At 69.8% G+C, this 15,543-nt stretch carries 13 protein-coding genes; 12 read left to right on the top strand and 1 reads right to left on the bottom strand.

The features are described 5' to 3' along the window. Window positions 1-2: 2 nt before the first annotated feature. Window positions 3-1,034, bottom strand: a complete 1,032-nt coding sequence (locus J2Z79_RS09255) for an ABC transporter substrate-binding protein (RefSeq protein ID WP_245302508.1) — start codon at window positions 1,032-1,034, stop codon at window positions 3-5. A 290-nt stretch (window positions 1,035-1,324) separates the two neighbouring features. Between J2Z79_RS09255 and J2Z79_RS09250 the strand changes: the two genes are divergently transcribed. The 12 genes from J2Z79_RS09250 (at window position 1,325) to J2Z79_RS09195 (ending at window position 15,520) form a co-directional block, all read left to right on the top strand. Further along, on the top strand, window positions 1,325-1,819 hold the full coding sequence (locus J2Z79_RS09250; protein WP_209466586.1) for a PTS sugar transporter subunit IIA: 495 nt from the start codon (window positions 1,325-1,327) through the stop codon (window positions 1,817-1,819). Window positions 1,820-1,948: 129 nt separating this feature from the next. Beyond that, window positions 1,949-2,665, top strand: a complete 717-nt coding sequence (locus J2Z79_RS09245; RefSeq protein WP_209466585.1) for a CBS domain-containing protein — start codon at window positions 1,949-1,951, stop codon at window positions 2,663-2,665. 244 nt (window positions 2,666-2,909) lie between these two features. Next, the gene (locus tag J2Z79_RS09240) at window positions 2,910-4,790 is read left to right on the top strand and encodes a methyl-accepting chemotaxis protein (protein WP_209466584.1); all 1,881 of its coding nucleotides are present in this window, start codon (window positions 2,910-2,912) and stop codon (window positions 4,788-4,790) included. A gap of 67 nt (window positions 4,791-4,857) precedes the next feature. After that, entirely contained in the window at window positions 4,858-6,762 is a 1,905-nt protein-coding gene (locus J2Z79_RS09235; RefSeq protein ID WP_209466583.1) for a pyridoxal phosphate-dependent decarboxylase family protein, read from the top strand. Window positions 6,763-7,165: 403 nt separating this feature from the next. After that, window positions 7,166-8,086 (top strand): ABC transporter ATP-binding protein, encoded by a 921-nt coding sequence (locus J2Z79_RS09230; RefSeq protein WP_209466582.1) that lies wholly within the window; start codon window positions 7,166-7,168, stop codon window positions 8,084-8,086. Next, window positions 8,086-8,988: a hypothetical protein gene (locus tag J2Z79_RS09225; protein WP_209466581.1), complete on the top strand. Its 903-nt coding sequence runs from the start codon at window positions 8,086-8,088 to the stop codon at window positions 8,986-8,988. The genes J2Z79_RS09230 and J2Z79_RS09225 overlap by 1 nt, the downstream gene beginning before the upstream one ends. A 66-nt stretch (window positions 8,989-9,054) precedes the next feature. Next, complete coding sequence (sigK, locus tag J2Z79_RS09220) at window positions 9,055-9,756, top strand: RNA polymerase sporulation sigma factor SigK (protein WP_209466621.1); 702 nt, start codon at window positions 9,055-9,057, stop codon at window positions 9,754-9,756. Window positions 9,757-10,041: 285 nt separating this feature from the next. After that, window positions 10,042-10,959, top strand: coding sequence for an ABC transporter permease subunit (locus tag J2Z79_RS09215; RefSeq protein WP_209466580.1), 918 nt, complete (start codon window positions 10,042-10,044; stop codon window positions 10,957-10,959). Then, entirely contained in the window at window positions 10,956-13,379 is a 2,424-nt protein-coding gene (locus tag J2Z79_RS09210; protein WP_209466579.1) for an ABC transporter permease subunit, read from the top strand. Before J2Z79_RS09215 ends, J2Z79_RS09210 begins: the two co-directional genes overlap by 4 nt. Before the next feature lie 54 nt (window positions 13,380-13,433). After that, complete coding sequence (locus J2Z79_RS09205; RefSeq protein WP_209466578.1) at window positions 13,434-13,943, top strand: YqeG family HAD IIIA-type phosphatase; 510 nt, start codon at window positions 13,434-13,436, stop codon at window positions 13,941-13,943. A 51-nt stretch (window positions 13,944-13,994) separates the two neighbouring features. After that, window positions 13,995-14,879 (top strand): shikimate dehydrogenase, encoded by an 885-nt coding sequence (locus tag J2Z79_RS09200; RefSeq protein ID WP_209466577.1) that lies wholly within the window; start codon window positions 13,995-13,997, stop codon window positions 14,877-14,879. Next, window positions 14,876-15,520, top strand: coding sequence for a prepilin peptidase (locus J2Z79_RS09195; RefSeq protein ID WP_209466576.1), 645 nt, complete (start codon window positions 14,876-14,878; stop codon window positions 15,518-15,520). The genes J2Z79_RS09200 and J2Z79_RS09195 overlap by 4 nt, the downstream gene beginning before the upstream one ends. Window positions 15,521-15,543 lie beyond the last annotated feature (23 nt).

Genomic DNA, 15,543 nt, shown 5'->3' with positions numbered 1-15,543 from the left:
CTCTACTTGATCCGGTTGACCGCCTCCTCGGCAAACTGGTTGGTGGCGATGGCGTCGAAGGGCGCCCGCTGGTCGGGCTGCAGCACGCCCCTGGCGATCATCAGGTCCTGGAGGGCGTCGTAGTCGGCGGGGTTCATCACCGGAGTTCGCACCCAGCCGCCCTCGTCCCGGTAGCGCTGGATGGAGGCCGCAAGCAGGTCGACGTCGGTCCCCTCGAAGAACTGTGCGACCTCCCGGGCCACCACCTTCGGGTCGGTCTCGAACACGTACTTCTGCGCCCGGTAGATGGCGTTGGTGTACCGCTGGATCACGTCCGGGTGCTCCGCGATGAACTTGTCGGTCGCGACGAAGCCGGTGTAGGGCATGCCGCCGTAGTCGGCGCCCAGGTAGGAGACCACGTACCCGTGCCCCTCCTGCTCCAGCTGGCTGACCGACGGCTCAAAGACCTGTATGTAATCTCCCTGTCCGCTCAGGAACGCGCCCACCATGGCCGGCGCCGCCAGGTTGTCGATGTACTCCAGGTCGGTCTCGGGGTCCAGGCCGTGGCGACGGAGGATGGCCTCGGCCACCAGCTGCGGCATCGAGCCCGGCCGCCAGCCGATGATGGACTTACCCCTGACGTCGGTCCAAGAGAACTCGCCCTCGGGCTTCTCCCGGGCCACCAGGAAGGAGCCGTCACGGGCCGTGAGCTGGGCGAACAGCTTCACCTTCACCGGCGAGTCCTGGTTGTAGACGAAGACCGTGGTTTCGGGGCCCACCATGGCGATGTCCGCCGTGCCGGCCAGCAGAGCGGCGACGCCCCGGTCGGAGCCCTGTGCGGTGGAGGCGATCACCTCGAGCCCCTCGTCCTCGAAGAAGCCCTTCGCCTGGGCCACGTACTGCGGGGCGTAGAAGATCGAGTGGATGACCTCCGTGAACCGGACCGTGACCTTCTCGCTCGTCCTGGCCGGGCCCCTGCCGCACGCCGCCAGGAGTACGGCGGACATCAGGGCGGCCGTCAGCAGCATCGCTGGCCGTGATCTGCGGCTGGTCATATGTCCTGCCTCCTTCAGTAGTCCGCCCCCCGCCGGGGGTTGGGCGGGCGATTCCCCACCACGGTATGCAGGCGGCGCTGCCATGGTTAGCCCTGCCACGTGCAAAGGCGGCGCCGTACGCTGCGGGCGCCGCCGGGGAATGACTAGGGAGGAAGAGAGGGGCAGCCGGTGACTGAGGCGGCCGGCGGGCCGGCGAGGGGCGCAACGAGCAGGCACGCGGTTCTTCAGCACGAAGTGTAATCGTCTAAAGCACAGATCACGCGGCTCGGCTGACGTAGGGGGCGGTTTCGATGGTCTTTGGTCTCTTCGCAAGAAAGCAGCCGATCAAGGTGGTAGCGCCCGTCAAGGGCGAGGTGAAGCCCATCGGCGAGACACCCGACCTGGTCTTCGCGGAGAAGATGATGGGCGACGGCTTCTGCGTCTTCCCCGAGGTGACGTCCGCGGCGCGGGTGGTCAGCCCGGTGGACGGCGAGGTGGTGAACCTCTTTCCGACCGGCCACGCGGTGGGGATCCGCACCGCCGTCGGGCTGGAGGTGCTGGTCCACGTCGGGATCGACACGGTGAAGCTCCAGGGCAGGGGCTTCCGGATCCTGACCGCGCAGGGGGCGAAGGTCAGCGCGGGGCAGCCGCTGCTCGAGGTCGACCTGGCGGCGATTCAGGGCGACGTTCCCTCGCTGGCCACGCCGGTGGTGTATACGAACCTGGAGGAGAAGCAGACCTGGCGCCTGGAGCGCCAGGGGCCGGTGGATGCCGGTGACCCGGTGGCGACCGTCAACGCGAGGTGACGCCTCCAAGGAGGCGGGCCCGCGGAGACGGGGCCGTCCCTGCCGAAGCGGCAGGGGCACGCAGCCCCACCCCGCCCGGTAGGAGATTGCGGACCCGGTGCCGAACCTCGGCCCTGAGGTGAGGCGCCGATGTCAGCGGAACGGTTCATCAGGGCGTACAACCAGATCGACGACCACCTGCGGGACCTGCTCGACATCGACCGCTCCCGCTTCGGCTTCGCCTCGGTGGTGGACCAGGCGGCGAAGCGGTTCAGCGTGGTCCGCCGGTACGCCGACGACCTGAAGGAGTTCGGGGCGCTGCGCAACGCCATCGTCCACGACAAGGAGTACCCGGCCCGCATCATCGCCGACCCCCGCCCTGAGGTGGTGGAGGCCATCGAGCGGCTGGCGGAGGTCATCATCAACCCGCCCCGCGTCTACCCCATGTTCCGCCGGGAGGTGCGGCGGCTGGACGTCGACGATCCCCTCGCGAAGCCGCTCCGGTGGATCCGCGAGTACCACTACACCCAGTTCCCGGCGTTCCGGGGAGCGCGCTTCGCCGGGCTGTTGACCTCCCGCTGCATCGCCCAGTGGCTCGCCGACTCCCTCGCCACCGGCGGTGTGGACGTCGCCGGCGCGACGGTGGCCGACGCCCTGCGCCACGACCCGTTCGGGGGGCGGCGGGTGGCCTTCGTCCCCCGCAGCGCCACATGGTACGACGCCGCCGAGCTCTTCACCCCCGGGAAAGGCAAGCGGCAGGCGGCCCTGGAGGCGCTCCTGATCACGGAGAGCGGCCGGGAGGACGAGGCGCTCCTCGGGATCATCACCCCGCGCGACCTGCTGAACCCGCCGGAGGGCCTGAGCTAGCCATATCGGGCGGCGCCGGAGCCCTGCGAGGCCATGGCGGTCCGGCCCCTTGGAATCGGCTCGCGTCGGTGCTGAATGGGGAGACCTCCCCACGGGGCCCGGCGCGGGCCCCTTTCTATTTTCAGCGGTGACGAGGGCGAACACCGTGTAACGAAACTGTAACAGAAACCCCGTTGCTCAATAAGTGCTTATTATCTATCCTTGAATTGTTAAAGGTTATACTATACAGGGAGGTCAACTCGTCATGATCCGCGACCCCATACGCAGACTACGTCTCCGCCTGATCACCTGGATTGTCACGCCGGGAGTTCTCCTGACCGCCTTGCTGGGCTGCCTCACGTACATACGGACTCAGGACATGATCCTCGAACGGCTCGAGAGCGAACAGTCCAAACTGGCCGCGGTTCTGACGGCGCAGATCAATGGCGACGACATGGTCCGGCTGGCGGCGGGCGGAGACGCGGGGCTCTATGAGCGGTACATGGCGATGGCCAGTGGGTTCGCCGCCGACACCGGCGCGGCGTTGGTCTACGGCGTGGTCGCCGACGGCACCGGCAACCCGCGGATCGCCTTCGTCTACCCGGCCGTGATGATGCCCGGCGCGGAGTACGCCATCCCGCCCGGCACCTTCGCGGATGCGATCACCTCCGCACTCGGGGGCGTCCCCGCAGCGTCGGAGATCTACGCCGACGAGCTGGGCGAGTGGAAGAGCGCCATCCACCCGCTGCGTGACGGCTCGGGCAAGGTCGTCGGCTTCGCCGGCATCGACTACGACGTCACCGCGGTCACCAGGGTGCTGAGGGAGGCGCTCTGGACCGCCGCGGGCTTCACCCTGGCATCGGTGGCGATCTGGGTGGCGGTGGCGCTGCTCCTCTCCAACGTCCTCAGCCGTCCGCTGCGGCAGGCGGCCGCCACGCTCCGGCGGCTGGGCGAGGGCGACCTCCGGATCGATCCCGACGCGGCCCGCCGCCCGCGGAACGAGGTGGACGAGATGCTGGACATCTCGCGCCTGCAGCAGGAGATTCGCCAGCTGATCGAGGGGGTCACCCTCTCCACCGAGGCCGTCCTGGGCGCCGCCGCGGCCATGCGGGAGTCGGCCGGGCAGTCGACCCGCCACGCGGAGCTGACGGTCCGGGCGGTGGAGGAGGTCCGCGCCAACGGCGGGACGCTCTCGCTCACCTCGACTGAGGCGCGCCAGTCGGTGGAGCAGATGGAGGTCACCATACAGCAGATCGCCTCCGGCTCCGGGCAGACGGCGGGCGAGGTGGCCCAGGCCGCCCGGCTGCTGGATGAGGTCCGGGCCGAGATCGAGCAGGTCGCGGCCACCGTGGTTGCCATGGCCGAGGGCTCGGCCCACGCGACCGCCACGGCGCGCGAGGGCGTGACCGTGGTGGAGCAGACGTTGGACGGCATCGGGCGGATCCGCACCGCGGTGGCACAGGCCATGGCGAAGATCCGCGATCTCGAACAGCTCTCCGCCCAGATCGGCCAGATCACCCAGGCGATCACGGAGATTGCCGAGCAGACCAACCTGCTTGCCCTGAACGCCGCCATCGAGGCGGCGCGCGCCGGGGAGCACGGCCGCGGCTTTGCCGTGGTGGCCGAAGAGGTGCGGCGGCTGGCGGAGCGCTCCGCCGCCTCGACCCGGGAGATCGCCGACCTGATCACCAACATCCAGGGTCGCACCGCCGAGGCGGTCCAGGCGATGGAGACCGGCAACGCCGAGGTGGAGCGCGGCGGCCAGATGGCGGCCGACACCGGCCGGGCGCTCTCTGCCATCATCCAGACGGTCGACGGCTCCGCGCGCGACGTGCAGCGGGTGGCCGACGCGATGGCCCGCATCCGCCAGGATGCGCAGCGGGTGACCGAGACCTTCCAGTCGGTCGCGGCGGTGGCGGAGGAGAACTCGGCCGCCTCCGAGGAGATGGCCGCCGGCACGGCCCAGATGCTCGAGGCGATCGCCCGGGTAGCCGAGATCGTCCAGGCCAACGCCCAGGCGGTTGACGGGCTGGGAGAGGCGGTGGAGCAGCAGAGCGCTTCGGCAGCCAGCCTCTCCGGCAGTGCGGCCGCACTGGAGCAGGTGGCGCAGGATCTGGGCGCCCAGGTCAAGCGGTTCCAGCTCTGATGAGCGAACATACACGGTGCTTGCCCCAAATCTCTCAAGGATACCAGGAGAGTATAGGAGAGCGATCATGGCCAGCCAGAAGCAGACGCTGACGTCCCTACCCCAGGTGAGTAGTGAGATCGCCAGCCCGGAGGTGGCCCCCTCCGTCTGGCGGAGGCAGCTCGACGCCCTCAAGGCCTCCTTTCCCTCGCCGTGGCGGGAACCCGACCGCGACCAGTCCTTTGAGCAGATGTTTGCCCGGGCGGTGGGCATGATCAACGCCCTGAAGCAGCCGCCCGCCGGCACGGATGCGGCCAAGAGCTACCTCGGCAAGGTCGACCTGCCGGACTACAGCAAGTGCCACGAGGCGCGCCTCGCCCCGAGGATGATGCCGCAGGAGCAGGTGCTGGCCGAACTGGCCTCCCTGTTCGACGGCATGCCCGTCTGGAACCACCCGTACACCATGGCCAACGTGATCCCGCCGGCCAACACGCCATCGATCATCGGGGCGGCCATGGCGGGGGTCTTCAGCCCTAATATCATCGAAGGGGAGTACTCCTGGAACGTCGCCAAGACCGAACTCGAGGCCGCGGCCATGGTGGCCGCGATGATCGGCTGGGACCCCCAGACCGCCGGCGGTCTCTTCACCTTCGGCGGGACCGGCTGCTACCTCTACGGCACCAAGTACGCCCTGACGCGGGTGCTGGGGCCGGAGTCGCGGAAGCGGGGCATCCGGGTGGACGGCCAGATCCTGGTCTCCGCCGAGGGGCACTACGTGAAGGACAACTGCTCCGACTGGACCGGCCTCGGCTCCGGCAACGTGCGGGAGATCCAGGTGGACGAACAGAACCGGATGTCGATCCCCCACCTGAAGCAGGTGCTGGAGGAGTGCAGGCGCGAGGGGAAGCCGGTGGTCATGGTGGTCTGCACCATGGGCACCACCGACGCCTTCGCCATCGACCCGATCCGGGAGGTCCGGGAGATCCTGGACAGCTACGAGAACGCCGGGGGCTGCCCGCGGCCGCTGCTCTACGCCGACGCGGTGATCGGCTGGTCCTGGCTGGCCTTCAAGCACTACGACTTCGAGCGCAACCCGCTGCAGTTCTCGGCCGAGGCCCTGGCCAAGATCAGGCGCAACGCCGAGCAGATGGCCGACCTCATCTATGCGGACGCGATCGGCTGCGACTTCCACAAGACCGGCTGGTCGCCGTACAACTGCTCGCTCTTCATGGTGAAGGACTACAAGCTCTTCGCCAAGATGCTGGAGCGGCCGGCGCCGGCCTACCTGCAGGACCGGACCGCGTACAACCCCGGCCACTACACCCTGGAGACCTCCCGGTCGGCCGCCTACTCCACGGCCGCCTGGTCCACGCTGAAGCTCCTGGGCTACGAGGGGTTCCAGGTGATGCTGGGCCGGATCATCGAGGTGGAGGTCTACTTCCGGAAGGTGCTGGCGGAGATGCCGAACATGGTCTGCGTCAACCCGACCGAGAACGGTTTCGTCACCCTCTTCCGGGTCTACCCCGAGTGGGTGGATGCGAAGGCGCAGTACCAGCGGGAACTGAGCGACCCGGGTGCACGGGAGGACCTGTACTGGTACAACATGCTCCAGCAGAACGTGGCCAACAAGCTGTTCGCCATGCTGCGGGACCCGGACCAGCGGGTGGAGGGCTGGGAGTACCCGCCCTACACCAGCTTCACCGCCGGCTACCGGCCCACCAGCTATGCCCCGGGCGAGACCGACAAGCGGTACTGGGTCTACGGCCTGAAGTCCTACCCCATGTCGCCCTACTGCGACGAGCGCGCCATGCTGATGGCGGCGATGTACGCCCGAAAGGCCTGCCAGCTGGTGATCGAGGAGCAGCTGGCCATGCACGCCGCCCGTGCGGCGCAGCAACAGGCGGCGGCCGGCGCCGAGCCCGGCGCCGACACCAGCGCCAACTGGTTCGGCGACAACATCCTGATTCCGCTCAAGTACCTGGTGCAGCAGTAAACACTGTTCGGAGCAAGCGGCCGGGCGCAAGACCCGGCCGCTTGCGCGCGGTACGTCGCGCGCCGATGACAACGACCACCGTCCTGTAGAGAGAACACTTGGAGTTGATGGACAAAAGCGCGGGGTGGGTTTAGCATAGAGGGTGCCCCGGGGCACTTTCCACAACAGGCGATGGAGGGATGCCCGACGGTCAGGGCGAGACACTTGGTTCCCGCCGTGACGGCGGGACTGCCGACGTTAATGCCGACGTTAATGGGGTGAGACCGCGCCGGCCGGGTCGCCGTCCGAAGCCGGCGCCGCCTCAGCCGGGGTGACGTGTCGGCCCTGGCGACCGTGAGACGGATGGGGCGGCTACAGCTACTTCCAGTCTGAACAGAGCGCGCACGGGAGGGCGGCCAGTCAGATGACCAATCCCAGCCTGGTGACAGAGAACCTGTCGAAGCGGTTCGGGAAGCGTTGGGCTTTGAAAGGCCTGAGCTTTGCGGTGGATCCGGGCTCCGTCACCCTGCTCGCGGGCCGAAACGGCGCAGGCAAGACGACCTGGATGCGGCTGGCGACCGGCCTCGCGCATCCGACGTCCGGCGCGGTCCGCTTCGGCGGCAGGCCGGCGGCGCTCGTCCGGCCCAGGATCGCAGCGGTGTTCGACGATGCCCCGGTCTACCCCCTGCTCACCGGGGAGGAGAACCTGTACCTGCTCTCGGGCGGGTGCTCCCCCCGAACGCCGGAGGCCAGGGCACTCCTGGCGGGCCTGGAGCTGGAGCCGTTGCTTCCGGCCCGGGCCGGCGGGTTCTCCTTGGGCCAGCGCAAGCGGTTGGCTGTGGCGGCCGCCCTCCTGCGGCGCCCGTCCTGGCTCCTGCTGGACGAGCCCTCGGTGGGGCTCGACTCGGGGGCGTGGGGCCTGGTCTCCCGGGCGCTCCGCCGGCTCGCGGCCGCGGGCGCCACCATCGTGGTGACGGGCCAGGACCTGAAGCACCTGGAGGAGCTGGCCGACGGCGTCGTCGTCATCCGGGACGGCGCAGCAACCTTCGCCGGCAGCCTGGAAGAACTGCGGCAGCGCCACCCGCCCCGCGTTGTGGTGCGAACCCGGGAGGCGGACCGGGTCCGCACCCTCTTCCCGCAGTCCAAGGTGGTCGCCACGCAGCCCGTCCCCTGCGTGGAGATCCCGTGCGCCTCCGTGGACGAGGGCGAGGCGATTCTGGCGCAGATCCGGTCCCTGGACGTGCCGCTGCAGTCGCTGGAGCTGCGGGCGGTCACGCTGGAGGAGGCATTCCGGCGGCTCGGGCTCTACGGGGACGAGACTCAGGAGGGGGTGGTGGCCCTGTGATGTTCCGGCAGCTTCTGCTCGCAGAGGGCCGGCTCGTGTGGAAGGGCCGCTGGGTTCTCATCCTCGCCTTCGTGCTGCTGGCGGTCGCCGTCTGGGGCGGGCCGGTGAGGACCTACCAGTACGCCGTGAGCCGTGTGCAGTACGTCGAGGAACTGCGCTCGATCTACCAGAGCGCGTTCACCGAGTTTGTCCTCGACGACGCCGCCGCAGCTGACCTCGGGGAGGCGGTGGCCCTGCTCCGGCCTGAGCTGGGCGTCAACTACCTGCTGGCAATCCTGGCCGTCCTGGGCCCCATGGTCCTGCCCGTCTGGGGTGCGCAGCTGGTCGGGAGCGAGTTCAAGAACCGCACCGCCAAGGTGAGGGCGGCGCACTCCGGCTGGATGGCCGTCGTGGCCGCCAAGGTCCTCTGGCTGCTGCTCCTCAGCGCCGGACTCGCCCTGCTGTTCGCGCTGGCGGGCGCCGTCAGCGGGCCGTTGACCTGGCGGGCGGCGCAGGAGACCATCTGGCTGGCCGGGGAGGTGACGCCGCCCCCGCTGAAAGCCCCGCCGGCCTTGCAGCTGCTGGTCACGGTGCTCGGGCTCCTGTTCTACGGTCTGGTCGGGCTGCTGGCCGCCCTTCTGACTCGGAGCGCCCTGGCCGGCGCGCTGGCGGGTCTGGCGCTTCCCTACCTGGAATGGATGGCCCTGGGCACGCCGGGGTGGGGCTGGCTGCTGCCCCGCATCGCCTATGGCAACCTGCTGGCCGACCACTTTGTCTATCTCTCCGGTGGCTTCGTGGCCGAGCCGCTGGCCCTGGTGGAGCCCCCGTCACCCCTGGCCTCGTGGGCCGTGTTCGGCGCGTGGGTCGCCCTGGCCGTCGGGCTGGCGCTGGCCGTCAGCCGGAGGCAGCAGATTCTAAGCTGAGGAACCGGTCAAGCCGCGGCCGCATACCCTATCCCGCACAGGAGGGGAGGGATTGCGGTGCTTGCCATGTTCGAGCCCCTGGTGGTCACCATCGTCCGCAGCATGCTGCTGCTGGCGGGGTTCGTGGCCAACTCCAGCACCTTTCCGCAGCCCTTGAACGAGGAGGAGGAGGCCAAGTACCTGTCCCGGCTGCAGAAGGGCGACGAGGAGGCCCGGGCGGTCCTGATCGAGCGGAACCTCCGGCTGGTGGCCCATATTGTGAAGAAGTTTGACAACACCGGCGAAGACGTGGATGACCTCATCTCTATTGGCACGGTCGGCCTGATCAAGGCCATCGGCACCTTCAAGCCCGACAAGGGCACGAGACTGGCTACATATGCTGCACGCTGTATTGAGAACGAAATCCTGATGCACCTGCGCAGCCTCAAGCGCGTGCGGGGCGAGGTATCGCTCTACGACCCGATCGGCGTCGACCGGGAGGGGAACGAGATTACGCTGATCGATGTGCTGGGCTCGGATCCGGACGTCGTGCCCGAACTGGTGGGCAAGCGCCTGGACGAGTCCAAGCTGCGCGAGAAGCTGAAGAAACTGGGCGGCAAGGAGCGGCAGGTCCTGGAGCTGCGCTATGGGATCTCCGGCGGCGCGCGCAAGACCCAGCGGGAGATCGCCCGCATGCTCGGCATCTCCCGCAGCTATGTGAGCCGTATTGAGAAGAAGGCGGTGATGAAGCTCTGCCGGGAGCTGTTCGAGGAGGGGTATGGAAACTGAACATGGAGCGGGCCCGGCGGCAGCTTCGCCGGGCCCTTGACGCGCCGTTGACGCCCGGATCGGTACGGGCCCGTCTGCCCGGCCGGGAGCGGGGCGGCAGGAAGGGGCGGCGCCCGGGTGATTCTCTGCAACCGTCGGCGCAGCCGGAGCCGTCTCTTAGCAAGAGAATACTTGCATACCTAGAACGTTATGTTACGATGTAACGCAAACACGCGAACGGCACGGGGGTGGCGCAACATTCGTCTCCGCAAGCTGATCGCAGCGGCCGGGTGGGAGATCCTCGGCGTGGCCCTCCTGGTCCTCTTCATCGTCCTGATTGCCACCGTCCCGCCCTTCCAGGTGACGCAGGCTCCCGACAGCCTCATCGGGTTCACCGTCCGGGTTGACCTGGAGCAGTGGGGCCAGACGCTGCGCGAGTACCTGCAGACCCTGGCTTCCGGCACGCTGGGCGCCAACCGCCGGGGTCACGACGTGGCCGGGCTGCTCTTGCCGCGCCTGGCCAACACCCTGAGACTGATCGCGATCTCCCTTGCGCTGGCGCTCCCGCTCGGGATGGTCAAGGGGCTCCGGGACTTCCAGTCGCTGCGCAGGCGGGCTTCGGCCGTCGGGCCGCTGCTCACCGGTCTGCTGCAGGGGGTTCCCGACTTCTTCCTCGTGATGCTGCTGCAGACCGGGGTGGCCCAGCTTTTCCAGCGCACCGGCGTCCGCCTGCTCCCCGTGGCCTGGGACGACCTGCAGCCCGTCGCCAGCATGGTGCTGCCGGTCACCTGCCTTGCGCTGCTCCCGCTGGCCATGGTGGCCCGCATCACCACCCAGGCGATGACGAACGTCTACGAGCAGGACTACATCCGCACGGCCCGCGCCAAGGGGCTGCCCGAGCGGGTGGTGGTCTATAAGCACGCGCTGGCCGGAGCGCTCGTGCCGATACTGGACGCCATGCCCGGCGTGCTCACCGTCGTCTTCTCCAACGCCCTCATCGTGGAGCGGCTCTTCCACTACCCGGGCGTGACCAACCTGCTCCAGGACGCCGCCAGCCCACTCAGCCTGCTGTTCGACCTGCGCAGGTCCCTGCCGCCGCCCGACGTGCCGGTACTGGTGGCGGCCGGCGCCTCCCTCGGGCTGATCTTCGCCCTGCTCTACGCCGTGGTCTCGATCCTGCGGCGGGTGGCCGACCCGCGGTTGAGGGGGCGTGATCTGCCGTGACGCGTGCCCTGAAAGGCGCCCGCCTGTCGCTGATCGCGGGCGGGCTGCTGGTCGGCCTGCTCCTGCTGGTCGCCGTCTTCGCCGACCAGATCACCGCCGTCTCGCCCCACTACTGGGATGCCCGGAGCAGCATCCTGGACGGCCAGCCACCCTTCCCGCCGGGTCCCGGCCACCCGCTGGGGACCGATGAGTGGGGCCGGGACATCTGGAGCCGCGTGGTCTACGGCACCCGCTGGTCGCTCTTCTTCGCCGCCCTGGTGACGGCAGGCCGGATGGTGTTGGCCGTGGCGGCGGCCTTCGTCTCGGTGTACGGACCCCGGCGCGCGGGCTGGCTGGTGGACAAGCTGTACGTGATGACCACCGCGATCCCGCCCCTGGTCACCTACCTCCTCCTGCTGTCGACGCCGGCAATGCGCACCGTGGGGCTGTGGCCGAATGTGGCGATCACCGTCTGCGTGCTCACCCTGGTGGAGTGGCCCCGGGTCGCTGTGCTCCTCAAGGGGAGACTGGACCAGCTGTTGGCTGAACCGTTCGTCGAGGGGGCCGTGGCCGTCGGCGGGGGCCGCTGGCACATCTTCCGCACCCACCTTCTGCCGCACCTGTGGCCGACCCTGCTCCACCTGCTGTCCGCCGAGATGGCACGGGCGCTGCTGCTCATGGCGCAGATGGGCATCTTCGGCATCCTCTTCGGCGGCGGGATCATGGTGGTGGGGGACGGCCGCAACCCCGACCGGTGGTTTCAGACCACCGGCCTCCCCGAGTGGGGCTCGCTGCTGAGCGACGGCCGGGCGCACCTCCTCTCCCGGCCGTGGATTCCGTTCCCGCCCGCCGTGGCGTTCCTCATCGCCGTGACCGGATTCACGCTGCTCTCCCAGGGTCTCGAGGGTTTCAACCTCCCCATCGCCCGCACCGCGGAGCGCACCACGGGGCGGCTCTCGCCCCGGTGGCGCTGGGCGCTGGCGGCCCTTCCGCTCCTCGGACTGCTCTGGTACCACCAGGGCCTGCCGTGGGACCGGGCGGCCGGAATCCACGCCCTGGCAGCCCGCCAGGCCGCGGCGCTCGCCTCCGGCGATGTGGACGGGTACGTGCACACCGTGGCGCCCGGCGCCGCCGCGCTCCGGGCAGACGCCCGCCTTCTGGCCGAAGCGCTGGCCGGGGAGCGCGTGGAATCGGTGGACGTGGTGATGGGGGAGATCCGCCTGCAGGGGTCCCGGGCGGAGGCGGAGCTCACCGTGACGGTCACGTTCCCGGGCCGGTCTCCGATGCAGATCCGCCGCCCGGTCAACCTCGTGCGCCGCCTGGGATCCTGGTACGTCGACGACCGGGAGCTCTACACCCTGCGCGGGTACCACGTGGACGTGACGGCGGCCTTCGACCCGCTGGACCCCTCGGTGGAGGTGGTCCGCCTGCGGCAGATGATCTCCTACCTGGCCACGTCCGCAGATCACGCCTATGCCCGGGTGTTTGACCTGTTCCCGGATGCGGCCCCCGCCGGGCGCCCCGAGATCCGGCTCTACGAGAGCCACGAGGCGTTCCGCGCGGCCGTCGGCGCCGCGGCTCCGCCGGACGCGCTGGCCTGGTTCAACCCCGGCGATCCGCTGCGGCTCTCGCCCGAGTACCTCCGCGGGTTCATGCGCTGGGAGACCGAGCGAACGCTGGGCTATGAGTTCGTCAAGTACCTCTCCGGCACGGCGTCTGCAGCGCCTGCCGTCGACCCGATCGCCATGGGGCTGTACGAACTCAGCGCCGCGGGGGACCAGCCGTACCTCCCCGATGCCCGCAAGCTGGCCGGTTCGCCGCTGCCCGACCTTACCGCACTCTTCACCACTCCGGTCCAGTCCCTGGGGACGGCCGGGCAGTGGGCCTATGCGGCGGCGGCTGCCGAACTGGTCCGCTTCCTGATGGACCGCCTGCCCGCGGCCGAGCTGCAGGGGCCGGCTCCGGGCGAGCGCTGGAGCCTGGACTCGCTGGCCGGGCGGCTCGGACAGACGCCCGAGGCGCTGGCCGCCGACTACGAGGCGTTCCTGCAGCAGCAGCTGCGCGCGACGTCGGTGCTCAACGCTCCGGGCGCGGCGGCCTGGATTCCCGAGGGCCTGCCCGACGCCATTGCCCGGCGGGCGGAGGCCGGAGCCCGGGGCGATGCCGCCGCTTTCCTCCGCCATACGGCTGCCGGAAGCCGGGCCGAGTGGTCGGCGTGGCTCGATGCCGCCCGCCGGTCGGGGCTGGTGGGTTACGACGCCATGCTGCTCAACTGGGAGCGGAACGCCGGGGTCGCGCTGGTGCTGGAGCGGCTGGAGTTCAGCGACGGCCGGGCGGTCAGCGGCGTCGTGCGCCAGAGCTGGACCCAGGAGGACGGCGTGTGGGCGGTGGGCCCGGTGGAGTCGGTGTGGCCCTGGGGATACCCCCGGGCGCACCCCTAGCCCGGAGGGGTCCCAATGTGGTAAAATGTTCCCTTGAGCCTGGAGGTGTAGCCCGTGCGCGGCTTGCGACCCGCCGAGTACCACAAGTCCATCTTCGAGATCGACCTGGACAAGCTGCGCCGGATGGGTAAGCGGGCGATCATGCTCGATCTGGACAACACCCTCGTCCGGTGGAACGATCCCACGCCGACCCCCGCCCTGCTCAGCTGGCTCGCGGAGGCCCGGGCGCACGGCCTGCAGCCGTGCATCGTCTCCAACAACCGCGGCGCCCGTGTGCGCGAGTTCGCCAGCCGGGCGGGGGTTCCGTTCATCGGCCGCGCCGGCAAGCCGCGGGTGAAGGGGTTTGCCGAGGCGATGCAGCGCCTCGGGGTGACGCCGGACGAGACCGTGGTGGTCGGTGACCAGATCTTCACCGACGTGCTCGGGGGCAACCGGGCCGGCGCGTATACCATCCTCGTCGTACCCATCGACCGGCGGGAGTTCATCGGCACCCGGCTGGTGCGTATCATCGAGCGGCGGGTGCTGAGCTACCTGCAGCGGCGGGGCCTGCTGACGGAGAAGTAGAAGGAGTGACCGGCTGGCCGTCGCCAGTCGGTCTGGAGAGAGGGGATCGGGATGACGCACGGTCGGTCGACGAACCTGGGACCGGGCAGGCTCCTTGGCGTTCTTGGCCATCCGGTGGCCCACTCCGCCTCGCCCGCCATGCATAACGCCGCCTTCGCGGCGCAGGGGATGCATGCCCTCTACGGCGCGTTCGACGTGCCGCCCGAGCAGCTGCCGCAGGCCGTGGCTGGTATCCGGGCGCTGGGGCTGTGCGGCGTCAACGTGACCATTCCCCACAAAGAGAGCGTCATGGCCTACCTGGACGAGGTCGCACCCACCGCCCGCCAGGTCGGCGCGGTCAACACCATCGTCAACCGGGGCGGCCGGCTGATCGGGTACAACACGGACGGGTGGGGCTTCATCATCAGCCTCGAGGAGCGTGGGGTACGGGTCGCCGGGCGCAAGGTCGTCCTGCTGGGCGCCGGCGGGGCCGCCCGGGCGATCGCCCTGCACCTGGCGATGGCCGGCGTGGCCGGGCTGACCATCATCAACCGCTCCCGCGCCCGCGCCGAGTTCCTGCTCGCCGACCTGGCGCGCGCAAACCAGCCGGTCCCGGCAGCGGTGGCGGAGCCGGGGTCTGACGAGGCCCGGGCGGCCCTCTCCGAGGCCGGGCTGGTGGTCAACTGCACGCCCGTCGGGATGGCGCCGAACACCGAGGAGACGCCGCTCGAGGACGTCTCGCTCCTGCCCTCCCACTGCGTGGTCTACGACACGATCTACCGCCCGCTGGAGACCCGCCTGCTGCGGATGGCGCGCCAGCGGGGCCTGGTTACCATCAACGGGCTCGCCATGCTGGTCCACCAGGGCGCCTGCTCCTGGGAGTACTGGTTCGGGCGGCGGGGTCCGGTGGAGGTCATGCGGTCGGCCGCCCTGGCCGCACTGGAGGAGGCGCCATGAGCGGGCCGGCCTTCCTGGCCCCGGCCGTGGGCGCAGTCCTCGGCGGGGCCCTGGGGTACCTGGGCGCACGGGTCTCCCCGCGGTGGCTTCCGCAGCCGCCGCCGGCGTGGGCGCAGTGGGCGCTCGCCGCAGGAACCGGACTGACGGCCGCGCTGCTGGCCCGGGCCTACCCGCTCACCGCCTCCTTCTGGCACCAGCTGCCCTTTGTCGCCCTCCTGCTGCTGGCCGCCTTCGTCGACCTGCAGGACCGGATCATCCCCAACGAACTGGTCCTGTCCGGCCTGGGGGCCTGGCTCCTGGTGATGCTCCTGGCCCCCTACGGCGACAAGTCGTGGCTCTCCGCCCTGGGGGGCGGCGCGGCGGCCTTCGCCTTCTTCTACCTGCTGGCCGTGCTCGTCCCCGGCGGCATGGGCATGGGCGACGTGAAGCTGGCCCTGGTGATGGGCCTCTTCCTCGGGCTCAACTGGGTGGCCATGGCGCTGTTCTTCGCGTTCGTGTCGGGGGGGCTCACGGCCGGGGTGCTGCTGGCGCTCCGGAAGGTGGGCCGCAGGGGGCACATCCCGTTCGGGCCCTTCATGGCCCTGGGCGGGCTGATCACCCTGCTGTGGGGCAATCAGATCTGGACGTGGTACGCGGGCTAAGCGGCATCCTGGTTCGAATCGGT

The organism is Symbiobacterium terraclitae (genome assembly GCF_017874315.1).
Taxonomy (GTDB): domain Bacteria; phylum Bacillota; class Sulfobacillia; order Symbiobacteriales; family Symbiobacteriaceae; genus Symbiobacterium; species Symbiobacterium terraclitae.
The sequence above is the reverse complement of the archived record's forward strand: the minus strand, read 5'-3'. Positions and strand labels throughout refer to the sequence as shown.

Coding starts and splice junctions, on each gene's coding strand:
- J2Z79_RS09225 (WP_209466581.1), top strand. CDS start 8,086: ATGTTCCGGCAGCTTCTGCTCGCAGAGGGCCGGCTCGTGTGGAAGGGC.
- J2Z79_RS09200 (WP_209466577.1), top strand. CDS start 13,995: ATGACGCACGGTCGGTCGACGAACCTGGGACCGGGCAGGCTCCTTGGC.
- J2Z79_RS09250 (WP_209466586.1), top strand. CDS start 1,325: ATGGTCTTTGGTCTCTTCGCAAGAAAGCAGCCGATCAAGGTGGTAGCG.
- J2Z79_RS09230 (WP_209466582.1), top strand. CDS start 7,166: ATGACCAATCCCAGCCTGGTGACAGAGAACCTGTCGAAGCGGTTCGGG.
- J2Z79_RS09195 (WP_209466576.1), top strand. CDS start 14,876: ATGAGCGGGCCGGCCTTCCTGGCCCCGGCCGTGGGCGCAGTCCTCGGC.
- J2Z79_RS09245 (WP_209466585.1), top strand. CDS start 1,949: ATGTCAGCGGAACGGTTCATCAGGGCGTACAACCAGATCGACGACCAC.
- J2Z79_RS09240 (WP_209466584.1), top strand. CDS start 2,910: ATGATCCGCGACCCCATACGCAGACTACGTCTCCGCCTGATCACCTGG.
- sigK (WP_209466621.1), top strand. CDS start 9,055: ATGTTCGAGCCCCTGGTGGTCACCATCGTCCGCAGCATGCTGCTGCTG.
- J2Z79_RS09255 (WP_245302508.1), bottom strand. CDS start 1,034: ATGACCAGCCGCAGATCACGGCCAGCGATGCTGCTGACGGCCGCCCTG.
- J2Z79_RS09235 (WP_209466583.1), top strand. CDS start 4,858: ATGGCCAGCCAGAAGCAGACGCTGACGTCCCTACCCCAGGTGAGTAGT.